23 protein-coding genes and 3 pseudogenes are annotated in these 17,563 nt (G+C 60.6%); 13 read left to right on the forward strand and 13 right to left on the reverse strand.

Going from position 1 to position 17,563, the window contains the following annotated elements; translation table 11 throughout:
- Window positions 1-808 precede the first annotated feature (808 nt).
- The gene (locus JQ627_RS31160; protein WP_212488183.1) at window positions 809-2,089 is read left to right on the forward strand and encodes a HipA domain-containing protein; all 1,281 of its coding nucleotides are present in this window, start codon (window positions 809-811) and stop codon (window positions 2,087-2,089) included.
- A gap of 6 nt (window positions 2,090-2,095) precedes the next feature.
- Window positions 2,096-2,428, forward strand: a complete 333-nt coding sequence (locus JQ627_RS31165; protein WP_212488184.1) for a helix-turn-helix domain-containing protein — start codon at window positions 2,096-2,098, stop codon at window positions 2,426-2,428.
- 1,247 nt (window positions 2,429-3,675) lie between these two features.
- Here JQ627_RS31165 and JQ627_RS31170 read toward each other — a convergent pair.
- From JQ627_RS31170 to JQ627_RS31185, 4 genes are all read right to left on the reverse strand, one after another.
- The gene (locus tag JQ627_RS31170) at window positions 3,676-3,951 is read right to left on the reverse strand and encodes a hypothetical protein (RefSeq protein ID WP_212488185.1); all 276 of its coding nucleotides are present in this window, start codon (window positions 3,949-3,951) and stop codon (window positions 3,676-3,678) included.
- Between the two features lie 457 nt (window positions 3,952-4,408).
- Entirely contained in the window at window positions 4,409-5,005 is a 597-nt protein-coding gene (locus JQ627_RS31175; RefSeq protein WP_212488186.1) for a hypothetical protein, read from the reverse strand.
- 11 nt (window positions 5,006-5,016) lie between these two features.
- On the reverse strand, window positions 5,017-5,463 hold the full coding sequence (locus tag JQ627_RS31180; RefSeq protein WP_212488187.1) for a hypothetical protein: 447 nt from the start codon (window positions 5,461-5,463) through the stop codon (window positions 5,017-5,019).
- 8 nt (window positions 5,464-5,471) lie between these two features.
- Window positions 5,472-5,618 (reverse strand): hypothetical protein, encoded by a 147-nt coding sequence (locus tag JQ627_RS31185; RefSeq protein WP_212488188.1) that lies wholly within the window; start codon window positions 5,616-5,618, stop codon window positions 5,472-5,474.
- Window positions 5,619-5,802: 184 nt separating this feature from the next.
- Here JQ627_RS31185 and JQ627_RS31190 point away from each other — a divergent pair, with 184 nt between their 5' ends.
- The 9 genes from JQ627_RS31190 to JQ627_RS31230 all read left to right on the forward strand — a co-directional run bounded on the left by JQ627_RS31190 (window position 5,803) and on the right by JQ627_RS31230 (window position 10,469).
- Window positions 5,803-6,318, forward strand: coding sequence for a hypothetical protein (locus JQ627_RS31190; protein ID WP_212488189.1), 516 nt, complete (start codon window positions 5,803-5,805; stop codon window positions 6,316-6,318).
- Window positions 6,299-6,589 (forward strand): hypothetical protein, encoded by a 291-nt coding sequence (locus JQ627_RS31195; protein ID WP_212488190.1) that lies wholly within the window; start codon window positions 6,299-6,301, stop codon window positions 6,587-6,589. Before JQ627_RS31190 ends, JQ627_RS31195 begins: the two co-directional genes overlap by 20 nt.
- A gap of 76 nt (window positions 6,590-6,665) precedes the next feature.
- Window positions 6,666-7,493, forward strand: coding sequence for a hypothetical protein (locus JQ627_RS31200; protein ID WP_212488191.1), 828 nt, complete (start codon window positions 6,666-6,668; stop codon window positions 7,491-7,493).
- Window positions 7,493-8,392 carry a metallophosphoesterase gene (locus JQ627_RS31205; protein WP_212488192.1) on the forward strand — a complete coding sequence of 300 codons (900 nt, stop codon included), beginning with the start codon at window positions 7,493-7,495 and terminating at the stop codon, window positions 8,390-8,392. The genes JQ627_RS31200 and JQ627_RS31205 overlap by 1 nt, the downstream gene beginning before the upstream one ends.
- A 10-nt stretch (window positions 8,393-8,402) precedes the next feature.
- A complete protein-coding gene (locus tag JQ627_RS31210; protein WP_212488193.1) occupies window positions 8,403-8,657 on the forward strand; it encodes a hypothetical protein in 255 nt (84 codons plus the stop codon).
- Between the two features lie 121 nt (window positions 8,658-8,778).
- Complete coding sequence (locus JQ627_RS31215) at window positions 8,779-9,219, forward strand: hypothetical protein (RefSeq protein ID WP_212488194.1); 441 nt, start codon at window positions 8,779-8,781, stop codon at window positions 9,217-9,219.
- Window positions 9,220-9,534: a hypothetical protein gene (locus JQ627_RS31220; RefSeq protein ID WP_212488195.1), complete on the forward strand. Its 315-nt coding sequence runs from the start codon at window positions 9,220-9,222 to the stop codon at window positions 9,532-9,534.
- 492 nt (window positions 9,535-10,026) lie between these two features.
- On the forward strand, window positions 10,027-10,266 hold the full coding sequence (locus JQ627_RS31225; protein WP_212488196.1) for a hypothetical protein: 240 nt from the start codon (window positions 10,027-10,029) through the stop codon (window positions 10,264-10,266).
- Window positions 10,266-10,469, forward strand: a complete 204-nt coding sequence (locus JQ627_RS31230; RefSeq protein ID WP_212488197.1) for a hypothetical protein — start codon at window positions 10,266-10,268, stop codon at window positions 10,467-10,469. Before JQ627_RS31225 ends, JQ627_RS31230 begins: the two co-directional genes overlap by 1 nt.
- A 252-nt stretch (window positions 10,470-10,721) precedes the next feature.
- Here the strand turns inward: JQ627_RS31230 and JQ627_RS31235 are convergent.
- The 6 genes and pseudogenes from JQ627_RS31235 to JQ627_RS31260 form a co-directional block, all read right to left on the reverse strand.
- Window positions 10,722-11,258, reverse strand: a pseudogene (locus JQ627_RS31235) (transposase); the annotation flags it as partial.
- A 265-nt stretch (window positions 11,259-11,523) separates the two neighbouring features.
- Window positions 11,524-11,886 carry a hypothetical protein gene (locus tag JQ627_RS31240; protein WP_212488198.1) on the reverse strand — a complete coding sequence of 121 codons (363 nt, stop codon included), beginning with the start codon at window positions 11,884-11,886 and terminating at the stop codon, window positions 11,524-11,526.
- A 908-nt stretch (window positions 11,887-12,794) separates the two neighbouring features.
- Complete coding sequence (locus tag JQ627_RS31245; protein WP_212488199.1) at window positions 12,795-13,085, reverse strand: hypothetical protein; 291 nt, start codon at window positions 13,083-13,085, stop codon at window positions 12,795-12,797.
- Entirely contained in the window at window positions 13,082-13,273 is a 192-nt protein-coding gene (locus tag JQ627_RS31250; RefSeq protein WP_212488200.1) for a hypothetical protein, read from the reverse strand. Before JQ627_RS31250 ends, JQ627_RS31245 begins: the two co-directional genes overlap by 4 nt.
- Before the next feature lie 365 nt (window positions 13,274-13,638).
- Window positions 13,639-13,947, reverse strand: coding sequence for a putative addiction module antidote protein (locus tag JQ627_RS31255; RefSeq protein ID WP_212488201.1), 309 nt, complete (start codon window positions 13,945-13,947; stop codon window positions 13,639-13,641).
- 63 nt (window positions 13,948-14,010) lie between these two features.
- Window positions 14,011-14,784 carry an outer membrane protein gene (locus tag JQ627_RS31260; protein ID WP_212488202.1) on the reverse strand — a complete coding sequence of 258 codons (774 nt, stop codon included), beginning with the start codon at window positions 14,782-14,784 and terminating at the stop codon, window positions 14,011-14,013.
- A gap of 795 nt (window positions 14,785-15,579) precedes the next feature.
- On the opposite strand from JQ627_RS31260, the pseudogene JQ627_RS31265 reads away from it, so the two are divergent.
- Window positions 15,580-15,753 (forward strand): annotated as a pseudogene (locus JQ627_RS31265) (transposase); the annotation flags it as partial.
- Here the strand turns inward: JQ627_RS31265 and JQ627_RS39240 are convergent.
- A pseudogene (locus tag JQ627_RS39240) lies at window positions 15,677-15,999 on the reverse strand (hypothetical protein). The pseudogenes JQ627_RS31265 and JQ627_RS39240 sit on opposite strands and share 77 nt — an antisense overlap.
- A gap of 133 nt (window positions 16,000-16,132) precedes the next feature.
- On the opposite strand from JQ627_RS39240, the gene JQ627_RS31270 reads away from it, so the two are divergent.
- Window positions 16,133-16,375: a hypothetical protein gene (locus tag JQ627_RS31270; RefSeq protein WP_212488203.1), complete on the forward strand. Its 243-nt coding sequence runs from the start codon at window positions 16,133-16,135 to the stop codon at window positions 16,373-16,375.
- A 314-nt stretch (window positions 16,376-16,689) separates the two neighbouring features.
- Here the strand turns inward: JQ627_RS31270 and JQ627_RS31275 are convergent, their stop codons facing one another.
- Both JQ627_RS31275 and JQ627_RS31280 read right to left on the reverse strand, forming a co-directional pair.
- The gene (locus JQ627_RS31275) at window positions 16,690-17,034 is read right to left on the reverse strand and encodes a hypothetical protein (RefSeq protein WP_249143524.1); all 345 of its coding nucleotides are present in this window, start codon (window positions 17,032-17,034) and stop codon (window positions 16,690-16,692) included.
- A complete protein-coding gene (locus JQ627_RS31280; RefSeq protein WP_212488204.1) occupies window positions 17,031-17,222 on the reverse strand; it encodes a hypothetical protein in 192 nt (63 codons plus the stop codon). The genes JQ627_RS31275 and JQ627_RS31280 overlap by 4 nt, the downstream gene beginning before the upstream one ends.
- Window positions 17,223-17,563: the final 341 nt, after the last annotated feature.

The raw sequence follows: 17,563 nt of genomic DNA on the forward strand, positions 1-17,563 counted from the left end.
CCTTTCTGGCGGAGATGGCTGGCGCGTCGGACCGGCGGCCAGGAGACACTAAGATCGGGACCGGCGTTGGCTCATGTCCACGTCCTGTCATCGCCCTGGCGCGGAACTCCGCATGAGGTCGTGTCAGCGACCGCGCCCGACGCCCACTTCGCGCGCCTTGCCACCGAGGCTGCGGCCGGCCGGCGTTGCTGGATCGAGATGAATTTAGATCAGCAGGCGAACTGAATCAGGATGACCCGGGATGATGTCGTTCAATCCGTCTGAAGCGGCCTCAAGATTCACCATGCGTAGCGCCACGACTGATCGAAGGGCTCCGTCCAGCTCATCGCATGGAAGGGACGAATGCAGGGAGACTCGCTTTCATCTGCAAAAGACTCACATTCCGCTGCAATACGCAGCACTTGTGGGTCGATCTAGCCAAACATTGCATTGATTTTCGAGTGAAGGATTCCACCACGGCTCGCATGAAACCCCGGTGGGAGCGAGAAAAAACTAATAGTTTCAGTCTACGGATTATGGTCCCTTCAGAGTCTATTCTGGTTCCATCGGAGTCATTTGGCCAGAATTCTGGTTCCATTGGAGTCTTTGGTCCAGCTCTTAGCGTCTATCCGGCCAGGACTCGGCGCGGGGTGATCGAATATATAGTTCCATTATAATGGAATGATATCACGCGAGTTTTTATTTTTAACGCCATTATAGTGGGTGGATTTTAACCGGCCGCGGGCTATATGATCCCTTATAATGGGATGATAGTAATGGACCTGACCATCCCATATTTGCCGATGCCGAATGGCGCGACGCGGCCGTCGTGACGTTGGACAAGCCCCACCTTGGCTACAAGGGCCCGTCCAAGGTCGCTTATGACATTGGCTATTTCGCCGACATCGGCGCTGTCCCGCTGTCCGAAGAGAGGCCGGTGCGCGACCTGCGCGCTTACTCCGTGGCCGCGCCGATCGATCTCGAGGATCGCTACGCAAACACCTGGCCAGCCTTTCTTCTAGACCTCGTCCCGCAGGGACGCCAAGCGAAGCGGATCACGGAGTTCTTGAAATCGTTTCTGGGGAAGACGCCTACTGAGGTGGACCTGCTCCTAAGGTCCGCCGGTTCGCCCGTCGGCAATCTCCGTATCAAGGAAGCTCACACAATGGAGACGGATCAGGTCAAGAACCTGAAACGAGTCGGCGTCACGATGGACGACGTGCTGCGACGCGATCCGACCTTCCTGGAAGTGGCCGACCACTTTTCGATGCTTGCGTCGGGCTCCAATGGACTTCAGGGCGACTGGCCGAAGGTCGCACTGACGCAGTCGACAGATGGATTGTGGTATCCGAATTCGATGGTCGAAGACGGGGAGGCCCGCGTTCACGTTATCGCCAAGCTGCTGCGCAGCGGGGAGGCGACCGACCAGCGCATCCTGGAAGCCGAGGCAGGCTATTCGAAGGTGGCGAAGGATTTCGGGTTGAACGTGGAAGGCGTCGGCACTTACGGTGATGGCGTACTGATCATACCTCGCTTCGACCGGTTGGTCACCGGGCAGGGGCTGGTTCGCTTCGGACAGGAGAGTCTCATCTCCGCTATCGGCGTGGCGGAGTTCGCTCCTAGAGGCCGGCACGAAACCTACCTCGCGATGATCCAGCGCGTATCAGCCGATCCACTGCAGGACACGATCGAGTATTTACTGCGAGACATCCTCAATCTTGCGATGGGTAACCCCGACAACCACGGACGCAACACCGCTCTGCGAAAGTTTCCGGACGGTAGCGTGCGCCTGGCGCCGTTGTTCGACTTCGCCCCGATGAGGATCGACGCTTCGTCAATTCCTCGAGCGACGATCTGGGAGTGTATGCGCCTCTCCAACCAAGACACAAATCCAGATTGGCGAGTGGTCTGCGAGGCCGTCGCACGACCAGATGTGCCCGCCGAAACGTTGATGGAGGCGCTCGCGGCGAAGGAAGATCTACTGCGCGCGCTGCCTGAACTCGCGCGCAGGCACGATGTCCCGGAGACCGTCGTTGAGCACGTCATCGTCAAGCACGAAAAGATGGCAGACGGAGTCGCCAAGCTGCGAAACGTTCCAACCTATGGGTGATCGACCATGTCCAGATGGCGCAAACCGACCAAGGAAGAGATAAAGGCGCGCCGTGCGGAGATCGCCGCCAAGGCGCGCGCGGGGACTCTGAGGCTGCCGCATGCGGTGGCCGAGATGCGACATGCGCTCGGCCTTTCGCAGCCGGAATTTGCGAAGCTCTTCAAGCTGACGACCCGCCAAATCGCGGACATCGAACGAGGCGCGGCGAACCCGACGGCAGAGACGCTCCTTAAGATTGGACGGGCCTTCGGATTCCAGATCGGATTCGTGCCTGTCAGAGCGTCGGTCCCCGATCTTTCTCCCGACGAAGACGAGCCGGCGCCCGGACCAAAAATGTAAGATCCGTGCAGGGCGACCGAATAACGAGCTGAGTACCGCGGCGACTGCTGGCGGAAGTGGTGACTTTGCCGAACTGAGCGCTTCCGTTCCGCCGTACTCGGAACTGAGCAAAAGGTCTTAAACGTTTTCGTCCGGTCAAGCGGATCCACCCCTTGTCGCTGCCCCGGAGCATCTATCTGACGAGATTTTCGGAAAGTCGTGACTTGATCGGTACGTTCGACGACTACTTTTCCGGGCGAGCCAAGGAGCGCGGCGAGCATCCTGTGGATCGGTCGGGATTGACTTGTGTTATCGTCTCGATAGGCCCGCGAACGACCGTTTGCCTGCATGATGCTGGTAAATAGCTGCATCCAATCGCAGACGAGCTCCCCGCAAGCTATTGAAAAGATATCCGAAAATTTGATCGCACTGTGTTTTGCCTGTATGATGCTGGCAAAATGCCATCGTGAAAGGGGCAGTAAGTAGCGGATGACCGTCCAAACAGCCGCCTAGATGCACCGCATCTCATTGAGCGGCCTCGTCCATCAGCGATCTTCATTTCTGCTAGTGCGGCGAAAAGCCCACCGATTCGGTGGGCTTTCACTTTTCTGCAGCGCTCCATTTCGAATGGACATTCGAAACTGAGCACAATGGTCATAAAAGCATGCGGGGTGGACAACTTTCGTCAACCCCACACAGCTGTTCAAGATGATGCTGGCGCCGAAAGTCGCGCCGCCAGCCGCGCATCAGTCGCCGAGACCGAAGGGCTGGACCATCTGATCTCCGATCGTGCTAGTGAAATACAGTGCGATCGCGAATTGTCGAGCCGTACCAAAAACGTGGCGGCCGTACCAAAATCGCAGAAACCGGGTGCGGTCGTCTCAAAATCCTTACGACCGATCTCCGAGTAGGTGTTCCTAAACGCCGGGAAGGTGTTCCTAATTATAGACAGTAATGGGGAGCGCAAATTTTAGATGCGCACATGTACGGCGCACCTGTACGGACCGTTTAGGCGGACCGCGACAATCTGGCGGATCCGTTGGCTTCCAGCCAAGCGAGGCCAGGGCCAGTGATGGTCCAGTCGAACTCATGCCAGCAAGGAAGGCGGCCAGGCGGCAAAACGCCATCCCGCGCGATGAAAGCGACCTTGCGCAAGGCGTTGACACCCCGCTCGCCGATCCGGGCGGGCGCCGATCCGGGCCGCTGAAGCGAGCACTCCGACCACCTGAACGCCCGCTCGCGCAGGACAGCCCCGCCGGCCATGGCGGTCAGCAGCTCGCGGGGCACCAGCGACAGCCGAGCATCGATGCCGGCACCTTCATAAATCGGTTCGGGAGGGCGAACGTAAGCACCGTCTTCGATGACTTCGCACAGCTGCGAGAGCGAGAAGCCAGTTCAACGTAGCCGTGGATATCCGCGGATACCTTGGGGACATCGGACCCGGCGTCGCGGAGCGCAAGGCCCGCGCGAAGGGCTTCGGACAGCGGCAAGGTCAGGACCTCGCGCAGGGGCTGACCGATCTGGTCGAATGGCGTCGGCTTCATCGAATTCCATCTTTCGGTTGATGTGAATCAATCTTCTTTGGGCGGTGGCGGCAGCCACGACGGACGTCGGATCGGCGCAGTCCCGTCTGGCCGGCTTCACCAATGGTCTGGCGGATCTTCTTCCGCGATGACCCCTAGCCAAGCCGGCCGGCGGATCGGCTTGAGATGAGGTTCCGCCGGAGGGGCCTCCGCCGAAGCTGCAGGCGGGCTCGCCGGACGAGCCGCGCTCGGCGATGGCCCAGCCGCTTCTCGTCTGGGCAGGCTCATGGTCTCCGGAACGCGCATCGGAACGGGCTTGTCCCAGGTGGCGTTCTTGATCGCTTCCGGGCTGAGGTCGTACTCCCCGAGGAGCGTCGGAACGAAGCCCATGCCGGTGCGAGGCTTCAATCCTTTGCCAGCGCTGGGCGAGATCTTTGTGGCCGGCTCGGACGGCAACTGCCGCAAAGGCGCTGGCGTCTTATCCGGCTTCGCGGGCGCTCCTGCCGAAGTTGCGGGCGGTCGTCGGCGCGGAAGCCGCGTCGACGACGCGACGGATCGTACGGACGCGCGACTCGGCCGGCAAGGTTACCGAAGCGGTAGCCCGTACGGCCACAGGCTCAGGCTCGACGGGCGCGACATCGTCCGGTTCGGGGAAGTTGTCCTCCTCCACGTGCTCATCGGGACGGTCATAGCCAATGGTATTGTCGTGGATGTCAAAGGCGTCGGCTTCGTCGCCCTTTGGCCGCGGATAGCGGTCCGCGTCGGTTTCGAGCTCGACGTAATCGTCGTCATCGTCACGATCGGACGCGACCGCGATCGTCACTTCTTCGGCCTGTCCCGGTTGTCGCATCGGCAAGCGCGGCGCCAACGCAGTTGGTTTAACTGCGAGCAGCTCGCCTCGCACCTTCTCGACCTGTTCGATGTGACCGATCATCTTAGCGATGATCACGTCATCGGCGGAGACGAGTTTTCCGGCAGGGAAGTGCTTGCTGAACAGATCCTCGATCTCGCGAAACGAGATCCGGTGCCTCTCGCAGCACTGCCAGAGATCGAGCGCGGCTTGAACTGACGCCATTGTGCTCTCCGTTACCTGACTGACCACGCAACGCACGCGAGTTCGCCGGTGCTACAACTCGCGCAGAGGCGGTTGTAAAGTCCGGCCGAAAAGAAGGGCTTCTCGCAGCACATGCACGACCTCAGGGTCGCGCCCGGCTTGACCCTGAATCTGGAGATCGCTGTGGAGATACCGCTGGGCGTGGCGTTGAAAGCGGCCGCGATCTCATCCAGCGGCTTGCCTGCGTTCACCAGCTCACCAAGACGGCGGACCGCGTTGGGGTCCCATGTCATCGTCCGCGTGGCAGGCGCGCGCTGGGCATCTGCGCGGGCAAGACGGAGTTTACGATAGAGCATCGTCTCTACTGCGCCCCTGCTGCGACCGATCGCGGCGCCAATCGCGCCGGGCGAGGCGCAGAGCGCGTGCATCGCCTTCGCCTTATCTAGCCCAAACTGCGACCATGCATCTGAACGTGCCATTTTGCCTCTCAACGCTTCGAGTAAAAATCGAGCAACGCGAGCAGGGCGGCATCAATCTCGCGCGCCCGGGCTCGCAGCAATTTGACCAGCTGCGCATCGACATCGATATGGGTCGCGCCGCCACGGACCCATCTTGAAAGCGCGACGTGGCTCACGCAAGGGCCGCAGCGAGCGGGCGCTGCCAGCACGCGCGGTGCAATGCGCGGCCAACCAGCTCGAGCCGGCCTGCCAGAGAGTCAGGGACCTTCAGTGTTTGCGATATGCTGATCATCAGAGTATTATTGGTACGTAATAATGTTGCCGCTGTGGTAACTGATGTCAAGCGCAAGGATTCGATGAATGCTGAAAACCATCATGGCGGCAGTCTGCCGTGCCGCAATTTGGGTCGCAAATAAAACGGTGGAGATCGCTTTGGTGCCCGTGCACGCGGTCATCATGCAGCTTTTTCCGGCGGCCTATGAGCCGTTGCCGGACCTCGCTGACCACGAAGTGGCAGTCAAATGCGATTTGCTGCCCTTCGATCCGTTCGAACACGCGGAAGAGACCGCGGCGGCGAGGGAGACGGAGGCAAATTTGGTGATGGCCTGGGCCGCGGAAACCGTGCTTTCCGGGGCAGAACTGGACCTACCGGATGCGAAGCCGGGCGTCCGCGCCTGGCTCGCTTCGCTCTCGATCGAGGAGCTTGATCGTATCGTTCAGGCAGGAAAACAAGCGGTTTACGGGCACCTGCACTTCGATATGACGATTGAGGGGGTTCCGGAAGTCTCCGGGCGGGGCAGCCGTCCGGAGACGAATTCTTGGGACCCGTGCTTCAGCGTCGGCGGATTTGCGGCTGTTGCTCAGCGAGCTTCTTAAGGTGGTATCGCGCGAGAGCGGCATCGCACATTGCGACAGCGAGGTCGAGCGCGAGTTGACGGCGCTCGGCTCGATCGCGGCGAATGCGATTTGCGACTTGCTGGCGCGTGCTGTTCAATCTGGCGATCATGATGGCGCGATTGACCGCATCGTGTGTTGCCGCAAATGCGGCGGTCGCACCGAGGGTCGCGATCGCGCCCACGGTGTTGGGGTAGGCGTAAGGATTGGTCGAGAAGTCGCTCACTATGCCTCCTTCGGGATGGGTAATTAGAGGTGTACATTAAGGAATATTAACAGAACGTAAACGCGCGGGGTGGGCGCAAGGATTTGGATGGAGGATGGTCGGAATGTTGCTCTTCTTGGCCGCTAAACAGACGCCGCCGTTGGCCGCGGCAAAGGACGGGGTCATGCGCGCGCAGAGGGCGCGCTATCCGCGTCAGGTCGAGCTCAAGGTGCGTGAAGTCGCGAGCAACCTGAAGGACGAGGAAAAGATCGAGGCTGCCAAGAAGGCCCGCCATCACGAGGCCGTTGAGGAGATGCGCGATCTTAATCGCAAGCAGGATCAGCGGCGGATCGAAGCGTACGTGAAGTCGGCGAGCGATCCGTGGATCGGTCAGCTCGCGGCGATCGCGTGGTCGGCAGGCGACTGCGCGACGGCCAGCGTTCTCGGTCAGAATGGCGCTACGTTCTGTGAGCGAGACGTACTGGCTGCGCTCGCCGATGATCTCGTCAAGCTGTATCCGGATGAAAAGGCGACACCAGCACTGGTTGTGCAGGATGGCTCGCTCGTGAGGTTCATCTGGCAGCGCTGCATCATCAATTCAGTGAAGCTGCCCGCTTGGTGGCCCGTCGGAAGCCGGCCGTTCGACCCGAACCGGGTGCAGGACACGATGGCCTTTTGGTCCGGGCCGGCTCGCGGCGGCAGCATTGAAGCACTGGCTGCTGCGCTGGAGTTGCCGGTGTTCCAGCCGCTCGAGCTGATGCTGGCGCTGCAGGAAGAGCGCTGGGGGCAGATCGCTGTCGACACGGAGAATGAGGTCCGGCGCTTGCGGGCGGTGACCTTCCGGTTGCGTGGCCGCGCCGCTCTCGATGCTGACATCGTCGGCATGGGCGGCGAGGTCGCCGGCAAGCCGGACCTCGCCGTCGTGGCGAGCGGCCAGAGCGCGGTGGCGTAATGCGTTTGCACATCGTTTCCGACGGCCACGCCGACATCGAGTACAACGATTGGACGCCGCCGGCGCTCGACGCTGACGTCGTCGTCATTTGTGCCGGCGATATGATGGCTCCAGCGACGCTCGCGCTGCCGTGGATGCGCAGGCACTACCCGCGCAACCGGATTATCTATGTGCCCGGAAATCACGACTATTACTCGTTCTTCGACCGCAAGAGGCCGACTGCAGGAACCAAAACGACTTGGGAGGAGCAAAAGGAGCGAGCTCCGATCGTCGCGGAGATGTTGCATATCGACTACCTGGATGACGCCGAGACCGTCGTAGATAGTGTGCGGATCCTTGGTGGAACGCTTTGGACCGACTTCTCGTGCCGGCCCGCGTATTTTGACTTCCGGTCTGCCCAGCGCATGGCGGAGAAGGGGATGAATGACTACAGGTCGATCAAGACGGGGCGCGGTCGGGGGCGCGATCGCATCAACGTCGGACGCACGATCGACTCACATCGCAAGACGGTCGGTTTTCTCGAGCGAAAGTTGTGTGAGCCGTTCGATGGCGAGACAATTGTGGTCACGCACCATCCGGCAACGCCGGACAGCCTGCTGGGCTGGAATCCCGATCGGCCAACCGCATTCCGGGAGCTAGACTTCTGCTACGCCTCATCCACGCTTGATCGTCTGTTCTCCGGCGCGGGGCTGGGAGAATTGTTCGTGCCCGCATCCATCTGGATCCACGGCCACGTTCATAAGAGCCAGGACTACGAACTCGCTAACACGCGCATCATCGCCAATCCGCGAGGGTATCCGAAGATGGCGGCGCCGAACGCGCCGCGCGAGAATCCGGATTTCAATCCTGCGCTCGTGATTAATGTCGAGCCACGGCCGAGACCGGCGTTTGGAATGTGAGGAGGACGAGATGTTGGCAATCTTCGACCGCTGGTTCGGGCCGAGGCCGGTGAAACCGGCGGCGACGGTCACCGACCAGCAGGCTTACTTCGATCTGCTCGAGCGCCGGCAAAAGAGATGGGATGACGATCTGCGCGGGCGAGAGGCCGACCGCGCGCGGCTTGCCGCGATCGTGTGGACCTGGGCACGCGATTGCGTGAACTTCGACGAGCAGCGGCCGCTACCGACGGAAGCGCTTCCATCGAGCCGCAGGCGCCCGCAGTGATGCGGAGGAGATTGGCCTGACGCGGACATCCGGCGGCTGCAGAGCCTTACGCCCGGCGCCAATTCGGTTACCGCGCTTAAGACGTCAGGAGCCAAATTCAGGCTCGATTCAGAGAGGCAACATGAAATTCACGGCTACCACCCGCAACAATCATCCTACCAAGCCGGATCACCGTGTCATCGAAGTCGAAGGCACGCTCATTGCGGCAAAGAGCGCCGCGCACGACGCCTTCAAGAAGAACTTCCCGTACGCTGAGATCGTGGTTCACCAGGTTCTTGCTGTCGGCGAACCCGTCTTGGTGGCGCGCCGGCGCGTGTGCGGAACGAGCTGGATCCGGACGGCGGATGTGACCTACGAGGAGCCGCCCAAGCTGCGGCACCTCGACGATCCCTTCGCTCAGATGTCGCTGTTCGATAAGCCGACGAGGAATCCGGCTTCGCCGTGCTTCACCGCGACTGCCCATCACGAGAGCGCGTTCACCGAGCTCGATGCCCGGACCATTTCGACCCCGATCTTGACGCGCTTCGCCGGCGACACGGCGCGTGCCCCATCTGAGGATTGAATGACCCTCCGCCTCCGCAGTATCCCGAAGCGTTGGAAGCCGTCGGCAGGACTGCGTGCCCTGCTGGCCAGCGGTCCTGTGCGAGAGCGGAAGACTGAGGAGCACGATGCGCAGGTCGAGCTATTCCGCGATCACAGCTGGCCGCGCCTTATCGATGACGCGGTCGCGTTCGCGATCGGCAATGGCGGCAACCGCGCACGTGATGAACGGGTGAGGGCGCAATTGGAAGCCGCTGGCTGGACGGTGTTCGAGGTTTGGGAATGTGATGTAAAACCTGAGACGCTGCAGGAGCTTGCCGGCGGATCAAAAAGCTGAAATTAAATCGCAGGCAGCGTCGGAAAAACCGTTGAGTAAGGCAGTATCGATGTCGAGCTTATTTCGAAGAAGAGCTGGAGGTCTTCCGTACCGAGGAAGAGGTCGCCCAGCAGTATTTTTTTCGCCTACCTGTCGGTGCGGTCGTTGGCGGCGTCGGACAAGGACGTCCTGGCCAACATGAACACGAACCCGATGTTTTGGAAGACCACGCACCACGCGATGCTGGTAGCGGCGCTTCTGACGCTCGGACGAATTCTCGACCAGGATCAATCCGAAGTCCGATCACAACATCGATAAGCTGATGTGTGCGGTCCGAACCGGGCAGGAGGCGGGCCTCTTCACGAAGGCCGCCTTGGCTCAGCGCAAAATCGCGGCCGGTCTGACCTCGCAGCAGGCCGCGGAGTACGTCACCGACAGCTACGAGCTGACGCCGGACGACGTGCGCGATCTTTGCATGCAGGTGGCGCAATGAAGCGCGCGAGGAGGCCGGCGATGAAGGTAAAGCTGCACGACATGGTGAAGGAGCTCGAGAAGGAGAACTTCAAGCTCGCAGTGAGGACCGAGGGCGATGGCGTTCTCCTGGTCGTGACGAACCCCCGTCGCGATGGCGCCGAGGATCACGTTGCGACATTGAATCTCCATAACAACGTGGTCGGCTGCTATGAAGAAGACGTGTTCTGGGACGCCGTCGGGCTGTACAGACACTCGCAAAAGCAGCAGGACGCGGCGTGATGGACACTCCCTGGCTCACCCCGGATCAGCATGCAGCAGTCGTCGCATGGGCGCGTCGCCACGGGCCGACGTGGAAGGAGCGCCTGCGGGTTGCGTGGCTTCGTCAGGACTGTCCCGAGGGGCTGGTGCTCAGGGAGATGCGCGAAAGCCACGGCGAGGACTGGCTGGCGGTCACCCAAGCCAGAGTCGCGACCCTGTATTGACGGTACGGCGATAGCGGGCACCTCTGCCCCTGCTACACCTCGATTTGAACTTTTCGCCCCGAAAACGTTGGCTCTTCAAATGAGCCTGCTTGCACGAATGAATGACGGATCCGCCGTACGGTCGATCTCGCCGCGCAGGGAACTCGGAGCGTACGAGGCCCTGTGGCTCGAGAAGGGCGCGACGTTCAAGACGATCGCGGAGAAGTTCGCCTCCGATCCCACCGCCGTCCCGTCCGATTTTGTGCCGGCAGTCGTTTGCCCCACAACCAACTCCCGGATCCGCACTTCGAACGTCTTCCGCGTCACCGGGGCAACCTTCAGCCCAAAGCCACGCAATATCCCGCGGATACTCAATTCTACATCGATCAGCCGCCCGAGAAGCTGTTTGCGTGCGACCAGGAGGGCCCGGATCTCCTGCGCATCGACCGATTTTGCGTGTACCGGCCGGAACCATCCCATCCGGATCAACTGCGCGATCCCGCGCGCATCCTTCCGATCAGTCTTCACCGTCATCGCAGACAATGCGGCCTTCACATGCCGTGTTTCTAGTAGAACTGTCTCGAATCCCGCTCCTTTCAGGCCCGCATGCAACCATTGCGACAGCGGCCCCGCTTCCAGCCCGATCCGCTTTACTGCAAAGCCAAGCCTCTCGAAAAACTCGACTAAGGCGTCGGGTTCGCTCGCGACCTTCGCCTCCTTCAGGATCTTACCCTGGGCATCCACAACGCATACGCTCGACAATTCCAATGACACGTCAATTCCGGCATAGTTCTCCACGGCTGTCCTCCGTCTCTAGATGCTTGGGGCCGACTCAACGTCGTGACCCCGTTTCATCATCTATCGGGGACAGCCACCATCATGACCCCTTGCTCGGAGCAGGGCCCATTACGGCATCTAGAAACCTCGCGTCATCGCCGGGTGTGTCCGGTTCTTCAGGTTGATCCGGTCTTTCGACCGGCCGACGGCATAGCGCCGGTCGCGCCGTTTCGCCACCAGGCCTTCCAGCCCCATGCGGCAAGCGGCGCCACGGCCACCGGCTCATCCTCGCTGGGCATCAGACGACCCCGCGCAATGGCAGCGCTAGCTGCGTGTCGAACCGCCTTGTGGCGTTGGCGGCGATGAAGTCTTGCAGTGCAGACGAGATGTCGGCGTCGGTGTCGGCTGCGCGCTGGGCCAGTGCGTCGGCGATGTCGGAAGTCGCATCCCGCGACCACCCCTCGACGGGATTGAAGGATGCAATTCGGACCGGATAGGCGTACTGACCGGACAGGAGATTTTGGAGGACGGTCTCGATGTCGGTGTCGGCCTCGTCCGTTTCGCGCCAGGCGCAACCGGCGCGCGCGCCGAAGTCTTCGAGCACCAGATGGATGTCGCGGTCGAGGCGGTCGGCCGGCACGATTGAGGGCGAGGAGCGCATACGCTACTCCGGTACTACAAGGCGAAGAGAACGGCCCCGGCTGCGGGGGGATCAAGGGGTAGGCCGGGGCCGCTCGGCCAGCTGTGGCAGCGAGCCGGCGACGACACAAATATTCGTCCGCCGTTGTAGTTCCTTTTCAAAACTCAAGCCGGCGCTGTCCGTATCTAACCCAGTGTCCGAACCTGATTTAAGGGGCCTGACATGGTAGAGGGCAAGCCAGCGGGGAAGGGCGCTCCCACGACCCGCGTGGGCAACAGGGAGGCTGAGACTTTGATCAACAGTGCTGAGTGCCAAGAACATGCTGACCACTACAAGAGGCTTTCTGGCGCGGGCGGCATTTCCCAGAATCGTGCCGCCCTCCTGAAAAACATTGCCCGAACTTATGTGGGTTTGGCCGGCCAACTCGATAGACTGGCGTCCCTGGCGACGAACGAGCAGATGTAGGCCGCCTCAGCTGGCGGCCTCAGTTGTTCCTGCGAAGCTTTCAAGCGCTGGTGGGCCTGGCACTCCCGGTGCTCTAATCTGCAATTGGATCGACAGCCGGGAGCAGGTGGGGCTGGAACGCAAGCCCGTGCCATGTTCGCCCTCCAACGGCAATGCGCGAACTTCGTGCGCCGGTAGTCTTACGGAATCCATTTTCGGAACGGGGCGTTCTATTAAAAGAACACCGGCGAGATTTGAGCACCAAGTTTTTTGCTGTTCCGGGAATGCCGCAGTGGGGGCTGGAACCACGCTGCGGCTTTTCCCATTGGACGCCGCGTCACAGACGACGCGGCTCAGGCCGGCAAGCCTACCACGTCGTACTCGAAGGCCACGCCCTCCGGATCGTTTTCATCGAGCCAAACCTTGGCAGCTTCCTCAGTCGCGAACACCACCAGCTCTGTGCCCCGGTCGTAGATCCAGACGGTTCATTGATCCCTCTTGCGCCGGCCCCAATGGGGCTCTTTGCCCTTCGGATTAAGCTCCGGGACATAGTGGCGGTTCAATCCTCGCATGATGCCGATGCGGGCAAACATCGTCGGGCCGCCGCCTTCGGTCACCAGGATCAAGGCTTCCATTGCTGCTTGCCATTCCGGCGCGTTGTGCTCCTTCTTCGGCAAAGCAGTGATGTATTCGCCAGCGTCAAGCAGCGTCTCCAGGACGCGATCGCCGATCGTGATCGGATCCTCGAAACGCCGACCCCAGCCTCGTTCGGTCATTCCTTCCGCTTCAGCTCAGGTCCCGCGGCAGCAATGGCGCGTTCAACCTCGTCGGCCAGAATTGTCAGATGCTCGGTCAGCTTGGTGAACAGGTCTCGCTTCTTGGGTTCAGATGCCAGATCTCGGATCAAGGCGCACTCGGCAGCATCCGTGCGGAGCTTTTCCAACTGTGCCTGCATGTCTTTCATTGCGATCGGTTCTGTTCCCGATCTGGAACTAAACCGCTTTGTACAAAAGCGGACAGAACTGATTGCCGGATTTTCCTATGCTCGTGACCACTTGGCGACCCCATTACCGCCAAGGTAGCCTCCAAACGGCCCCGGCAAATTAGTCTTTTGCGGGGGCCGCTTTTGCGCTGGTGCCGATCAGCCGGACATAGGTCCCGCTCTCGTGCAGTCGAGCCAGCCCTTCTCGATCGCGTAGCAGATGCCGGCGCCGAAATCAGGTCCGGTGCCCTTGCACCCGCTCTTGGACAAGAAGGGCGAGTTGATCTTCTCGATGTGGATGCGGCCGTTGATCTGCTCGACGCCAGCCGACCTGCCGTAGTGTTGATCTATTCAAGGGGGGCCGGCCGGATGAGAACTCGCTTATGGGCGCCCCGCTTCGGCGTTACTTTGAGCTGCAAGCCCATTGCGGTGAGCACCGCCAAAACGGTTGAAAAATTCGGAAGCTGTTCATTGCCGAAAGCACGATAAATGCTGGTACGCTGCAGCTTGGCCTCCCTTGAGATCTCCGAAATGTTGAAATCTTTGAGCGCCTCTCCGATCGCCCCGCAGATTCTGTGAGGTTCAGCTGATGCGAATGCTTGGTTCAGCTCATCGGCGAGTTTCGAGGGGATGACTGGCCGGTAAGTCTTCGTCACTTGAGCCTCCCAAAGCAGAAGGCCGGCTCTTTGAGCCGGCCTTTGTTGTTTGAATGAAGCTACTCAATACCTTGGGATGAGCGGGCCACCAAAACGATAGTTCACGCGAACCAGACCCATGTCGACATCCTGACCGATGCGAGCCGTGGCGAAAGAAACTCCCGCCGGATCGGTGAATACGGTGTCGTGATGTCCCAGGAAGATATGGTCGTATTCGAAGCCGACCGTCCAATTCGGCGCGAAGCCGAACTCTACCCCGGCGCCGACCGTACCGCCCCAACGAGCGGTGTCGCGTGTGGTAGCCAGGAGCGTACCGGCGCCGACGAAACCAGGCGGAACGTAGGCGTCAAAGCGATTTCCAACTACCGCTGCACCGCCCTTTACGTAGAGGAGAACATTATTCCAGGCATAGCCCACTTGGCCCGTGATCAATCCAAAGGCGTCGATGCGGCTGCGATTATCGGTACCTGTGGAGAGCCCGATGTTGCGGCCGGTGAAATCGGCCCAGTTGCCCTGGCCCTCGACGCCGAAGACCCAGTTAGCCGACTGCCACCGGTACCCGATCTGACCACCAACCGTGCCTCCAGTTGCGTTGTGGCACCCGTCGGCAGCAGCCGGAACAATCGGGAGCGCGCCGACCGCGACGATATCCGCGCAAGTGTGCGCAGAGCCGTAACCACCGTTGACGCCAATGTAGAAGCCGCTCCAGTCGTAGATGGTGGCGATCATCGGCGGCGGAGCCTTGGTGTACGGCCGGGCGGCCAAGTCCGCCGCACTCGCTGGTGCCGCCAGAGCTAGAGCCAACGTTCCGGCCGCAGCCGCAAAAAGCACTTTCATGCGAGTATCTCCCCAGAATGAATTACAAGTTCAATGAATCGGTGCGTTCGCCCACCTACTTGGCCAAGTGTATGCGGCTCGCAGGAGATTGCTGTAGCCGCCCTACAACACTTGTTGCCAAAGGAGGACGGTGATTTCCTAATATTTGTTAGATAGTTGGAACTTAATGCCCCTTAACGTGCGCAGGGCAGGCGCGAGAGAAGGGGCTCGAACCCGCGACCTCCGGCGTGACAGGCTGGCGCCGCGCAAGCGGCGCCGGTGATCGAACCGTTGCCGTCAAATCGGTCCTAGGCTCGTCAACTGAGCTGCCCACCCTCCAAGATCAAAGGTGCAATCCGACGAGAAATCGGATTGCAAAGAAGGCGCCGCTGGCAACTGCAGCCGTCGCACCGATCGCGAGAACCACCCGCCAAGTCTGGTCCAATCTGCGCTCGCTGTAGGGAGAGAACCACGCATTGCCGGCTGTTGTGGCGGCCCCAGCACCGGGCCGGGGGCATGATGATGCTGGGGCCTCCAGACAGGCTTAGTCTCGTGGGACCGAGACAGTCACCGCAAGACAAAGTCAGCTGCCTAAAGGAAGTTTCTACCTGATCCTATTCTCTTCCGCTGTCTCATAATTGGCACAGCGCGCGCGCCTTTGCCGCGCAGAAAAAACCCCACCGACCTCGTGAGCCGGCGGGAGTTTGGACTTAGATTGCGATCGCGGCCTAGGAAAATTCGGCAATTCGCGCTTTTCACTGACCTTGCCATCAATCCAGTTTGAAGTTCGTTCTGGGCCACGACAAGGACCAGAGCATGAAGCGCGGCCGCTTTTCGGAAGAGCAGATCATCGGGATTTTGAAGGAGCATGAGGCCGGCGTGTCGGTCGCCGATCTTTGCCGCAAGCATGGCGTCAGCGACGCCAGCATCTACAAATGGAAGGCCAAGTTCGGTGGGCTGGAGGTGTCGGAGGCCAAGCGGCTGCACGCTGGGCAAGCGCGTCGGCGATGTCGGAAGTCGCATCCCGCGACCACCCCTCGACGGGATTGAAGGATACAATTCGGACCGGATAGGCGACTGGCCGGACAGGAGATTTTGCAGGATCGTCTCGAGGTCGGTATCAGCCTCATCCGTCTTGCGCCAGGCGCAACCGGCGCGCGCGCCGAAGTCTTCAAGCACCAGATAGATGTCGCGGTCGAGCCGGTCGGCCGGCACGATCGAGGGCGAGGAACGCATACGCTACTCCGATACGACAAGGGCGGAGAGGCGACCCAGGCTGCAGGGGATCAAGGGGGTTAGGCCGGGGCCGCTCCGCCAGCTCTGGCCGTATTTAACCCGGCGTCCGAAGCTGATTTAACGGAGCCCTGACATGGTAGAAGGCAAGCCAGCGTGGAAGGGCGCTTCCACAACCCGCGCGGGCAACAGGAAGCCTGAGACTTTGATCAACATTGCTGAGTGCCGAGAACGTGCTGAACACTACAAGAGACTTTCTGGCGCCAGTGGCATTTCCAAGGATTGCGCCGCCGTCCTGAAAAACATCGCCCGAAGTTTCGTGGGTTTGGCTGGCCAGCTGGATAGACTGGCTTCCCTTGAGAGGAACGAGCAGAAGTAAGGCAGCCTCAGCTGGTGGCCTTAGCTACCAAGGTCGGCGGTTTTTCTTTTGACCTTGGGAAAATTACGTGTGGGCGCCGGTTCACGCTGGCGGGTTTTTATCGCAGACGCGGAACTCAGCCGAAGGCCCGTGAGTTTATCGAACGGGCGATTCCTTTGCTGAGAGGCGGTGCGTCATGGACTGTCTCAGCCTTATCATACCCGCCGCTATTGGCGTGCTGGCCGCTTTGTTCTTCCTTGGTCACAGTGAGATTGATCGGCGGAGACGGTGATGCAATTGCCCCGGGTCCGCATGTGTATAGTGGGCCCACCGGCTCACGCTGGCGGGGGTCTGACACTAACGGGAGGCGGAGGGAATGGTCCTTTGGGCGCTCGTTTCGAATTTGATGGTGGTGGCCTGCGTCCTTGCGGCCAACTACCTAGATAGCCGAGCTGGTGTCGGTTCAGGGCTCGCATGATGCCGATGCGGGCAAACATCGTCGGGCCGCCGCCTTCGGTCACCAGGATCAAGGCTTCCATTGCTGCTTGCCATTCCGGCGCGTTGTGCTCCTTCTTCGGCAAAGCAGTGATGTATTCGCCAGCGTCAAGCAGCGTCTCCAGGACGCGATCGCCGATCGTGATCGGATCCTCGAAACGCCGACCCCAGCCTCGTTCGGTCATTCCTTCCGCTTCAGCTCAGGTCCCGCGGCAGCAATGGCGCGTTCAACCTCGTCGGCCAGAATTGTCAGATGCTCGGCCAGCTTGGTGAACAGGTCTCGCTTCTTGGGTTCAGATGCCAGATCTCGGATCAAGGCGCACTCGGCAGCATCCGTGCGGAGCTTTTCCAACTGTGCCTGCATGTCTTTCATTGCGATCGGTTCTGTTCCCGATCTGGAACTAAACCGCTTTGTACAAAAGCGGACAGAACTGATTGCCGGATTTTCCTATGCTCGTGACCACTTGGCGACCCCATTACCGCCAAGGTAGCCTCCAAACGGCCCCGGCAAATTAGTCTTTTGCGGGGGCCGCTTTTGCGCTGGTGCCGATCAGCCGGACATAGGTCCCGCTCTCGTGCAGTCGAGCCAGCCCTTCTCGATCGCGTAGCAGATGCCGGCGCGAAATCAGGTCCGGTGCCCTTGCACCCGCTCTTGGACAAGAAGGGCGAGTTGATCTTCTCGATGTGGATGCGGCCGTTGATCTGCTCGACGCC

It is taken from the genome of Bradyrhizobium liaoningense (genome assembly GCF_018130785.1).
Classification (GTDB): Bacteria; Pseudomonadota; Alphaproteobacteria; order Rhizobiales; family Xanthobacteraceae; genus Bradyrhizobium; species Bradyrhizobium liaoningense_A.

Bases quoted from the DNA above. Each gene is read 5' to 3' on its own strand.
- JQ627_RS31165 (WP_212488184.1), top strand. From the start codon at position 2,096: ATGTCCAGATGGCGCAAACCGACCAAGGAAGAGATAAAGGCGCGCCGT.
- JQ627_RS31170 (WP_212488185.1), bottom strand. From the start codon at position 3,951: ATGAAGCCGACGCCATTCGACCAGATCGGTCAGCCCCTGCGCGAGGTC.
- JQ627_RS31175 (WP_212488186.1), bottom strand. From the start codon at position 5,005: ATGGCGTCAGTTCAAGCCGCGCTCGATCTCTGGCAGTGCTGCGAGAGG.
- JQ627_RS31180 (WP_212488187.1), bottom strand. From the start codon at position 5,463: ATGGCACGTTCAGATGCATGGTCGCAGTTTGGGCTAGATAAGGCGAAG.
- JQ627_RS31190 (WP_212488189.1), top strand. From the start codon at position 5,803: ATGCTGAAAACCATCATGGCGGCAGTCTGCCGTGCCGCAATTTGGGTC.
- JQ627_RS31200 (WP_212488191.1), top strand. From the start codon at position 6,666: ATGTTGCTCTTCTTGGCCGCTAAACAGACGCCGCCGTTGGCCGCGGCA.
- JQ627_RS31205 (WP_212488192.1), top strand. From the start codon at position 7,493: ATGCGTTTGCACATCGTTTCCGACGGCCACGCCGACATCGAGTACAAC.
- JQ627_RS31210 (WP_212488193.1), top strand. From the start codon at position 8,403: ATGTTGGCAATCTTCGACCGCTGGTTCGGGCCGAGGCCGGTGAAACCG.
- JQ627_RS31215 (WP_212488194.1), top strand. From the start codon at position 8,779: ATGAAATTCACGGCTACCACCCGCAACAATCATCCTACCAAGCCGGAT.
- JQ627_RS31220 (WP_212488195.1), top strand. From the start codon at position 9,220: ATGACCCTCCGCCTCCGCAGTATCCCGAAGCGTTGGAAGCCGTCGGCA.
- JQ627_RS31225 (WP_212488196.1), top strand. From the start codon at position 10,027: ATGAAGGTAAAGCTGCACGACATGGTGAAGGAGCTCGAGAAGGAGAAC.
- JQ627_RS31230 (WP_212488197.1), top strand. From the start codon at position 10,266: ATGGACACTCCCTGGCTCACCCCGGATCAGCATGCAGCAGTCGTCGCA.
- JQ627_RS31240 (WP_212488198.1), bottom strand. From the start codon at position 11,886: ATGCGCTCCTCGCCCTCAATCGTGCCGGCCGACCGCCTCGACCGCGAC.
- JQ627_RS31245 (WP_212488199.1), bottom strand. From the start codon at position 13,085: ATGACCGAACGAGGCTGGGGTCGGCGTTTCGAGGATCCGATCACGATC.
- JQ627_RS31250 (WP_212488200.1), bottom strand. From the start codon at position 13,273: ATGAAAGACATGCAGGCACAGTTGGAAAAGCTCCGCACGGATGCTGCC.
- JQ627_RS31260 (WP_212488202.1), bottom strand. From the start codon at position 14,784: ATGAAAGTGCTTTTTGCGGCTGCGGCCGGAACGTTGGCTCTAGCTCTG.
- JQ627_RS31270 (WP_212488203.1), top strand. From the start codon at position 16,133: ATGGTAGAAGGCAAGCCAGCGTGGAAGGGCGCTTCCACAACCCGCGCG.
- JQ627_RS31275 (WP_249143524.1), bottom strand. From the start codon at position 17,034: ATGACCGAACGAGGCTGGGGTCGGCGTTTCGAGGATCCGATCACGATC.
- JQ627_RS31280 (WP_212488204.1), bottom strand. From the start codon at position 17,222: ATGAAAGACATGCAGGCACAGTTGGAAAAGCTCCGCACGGATGCTGCC.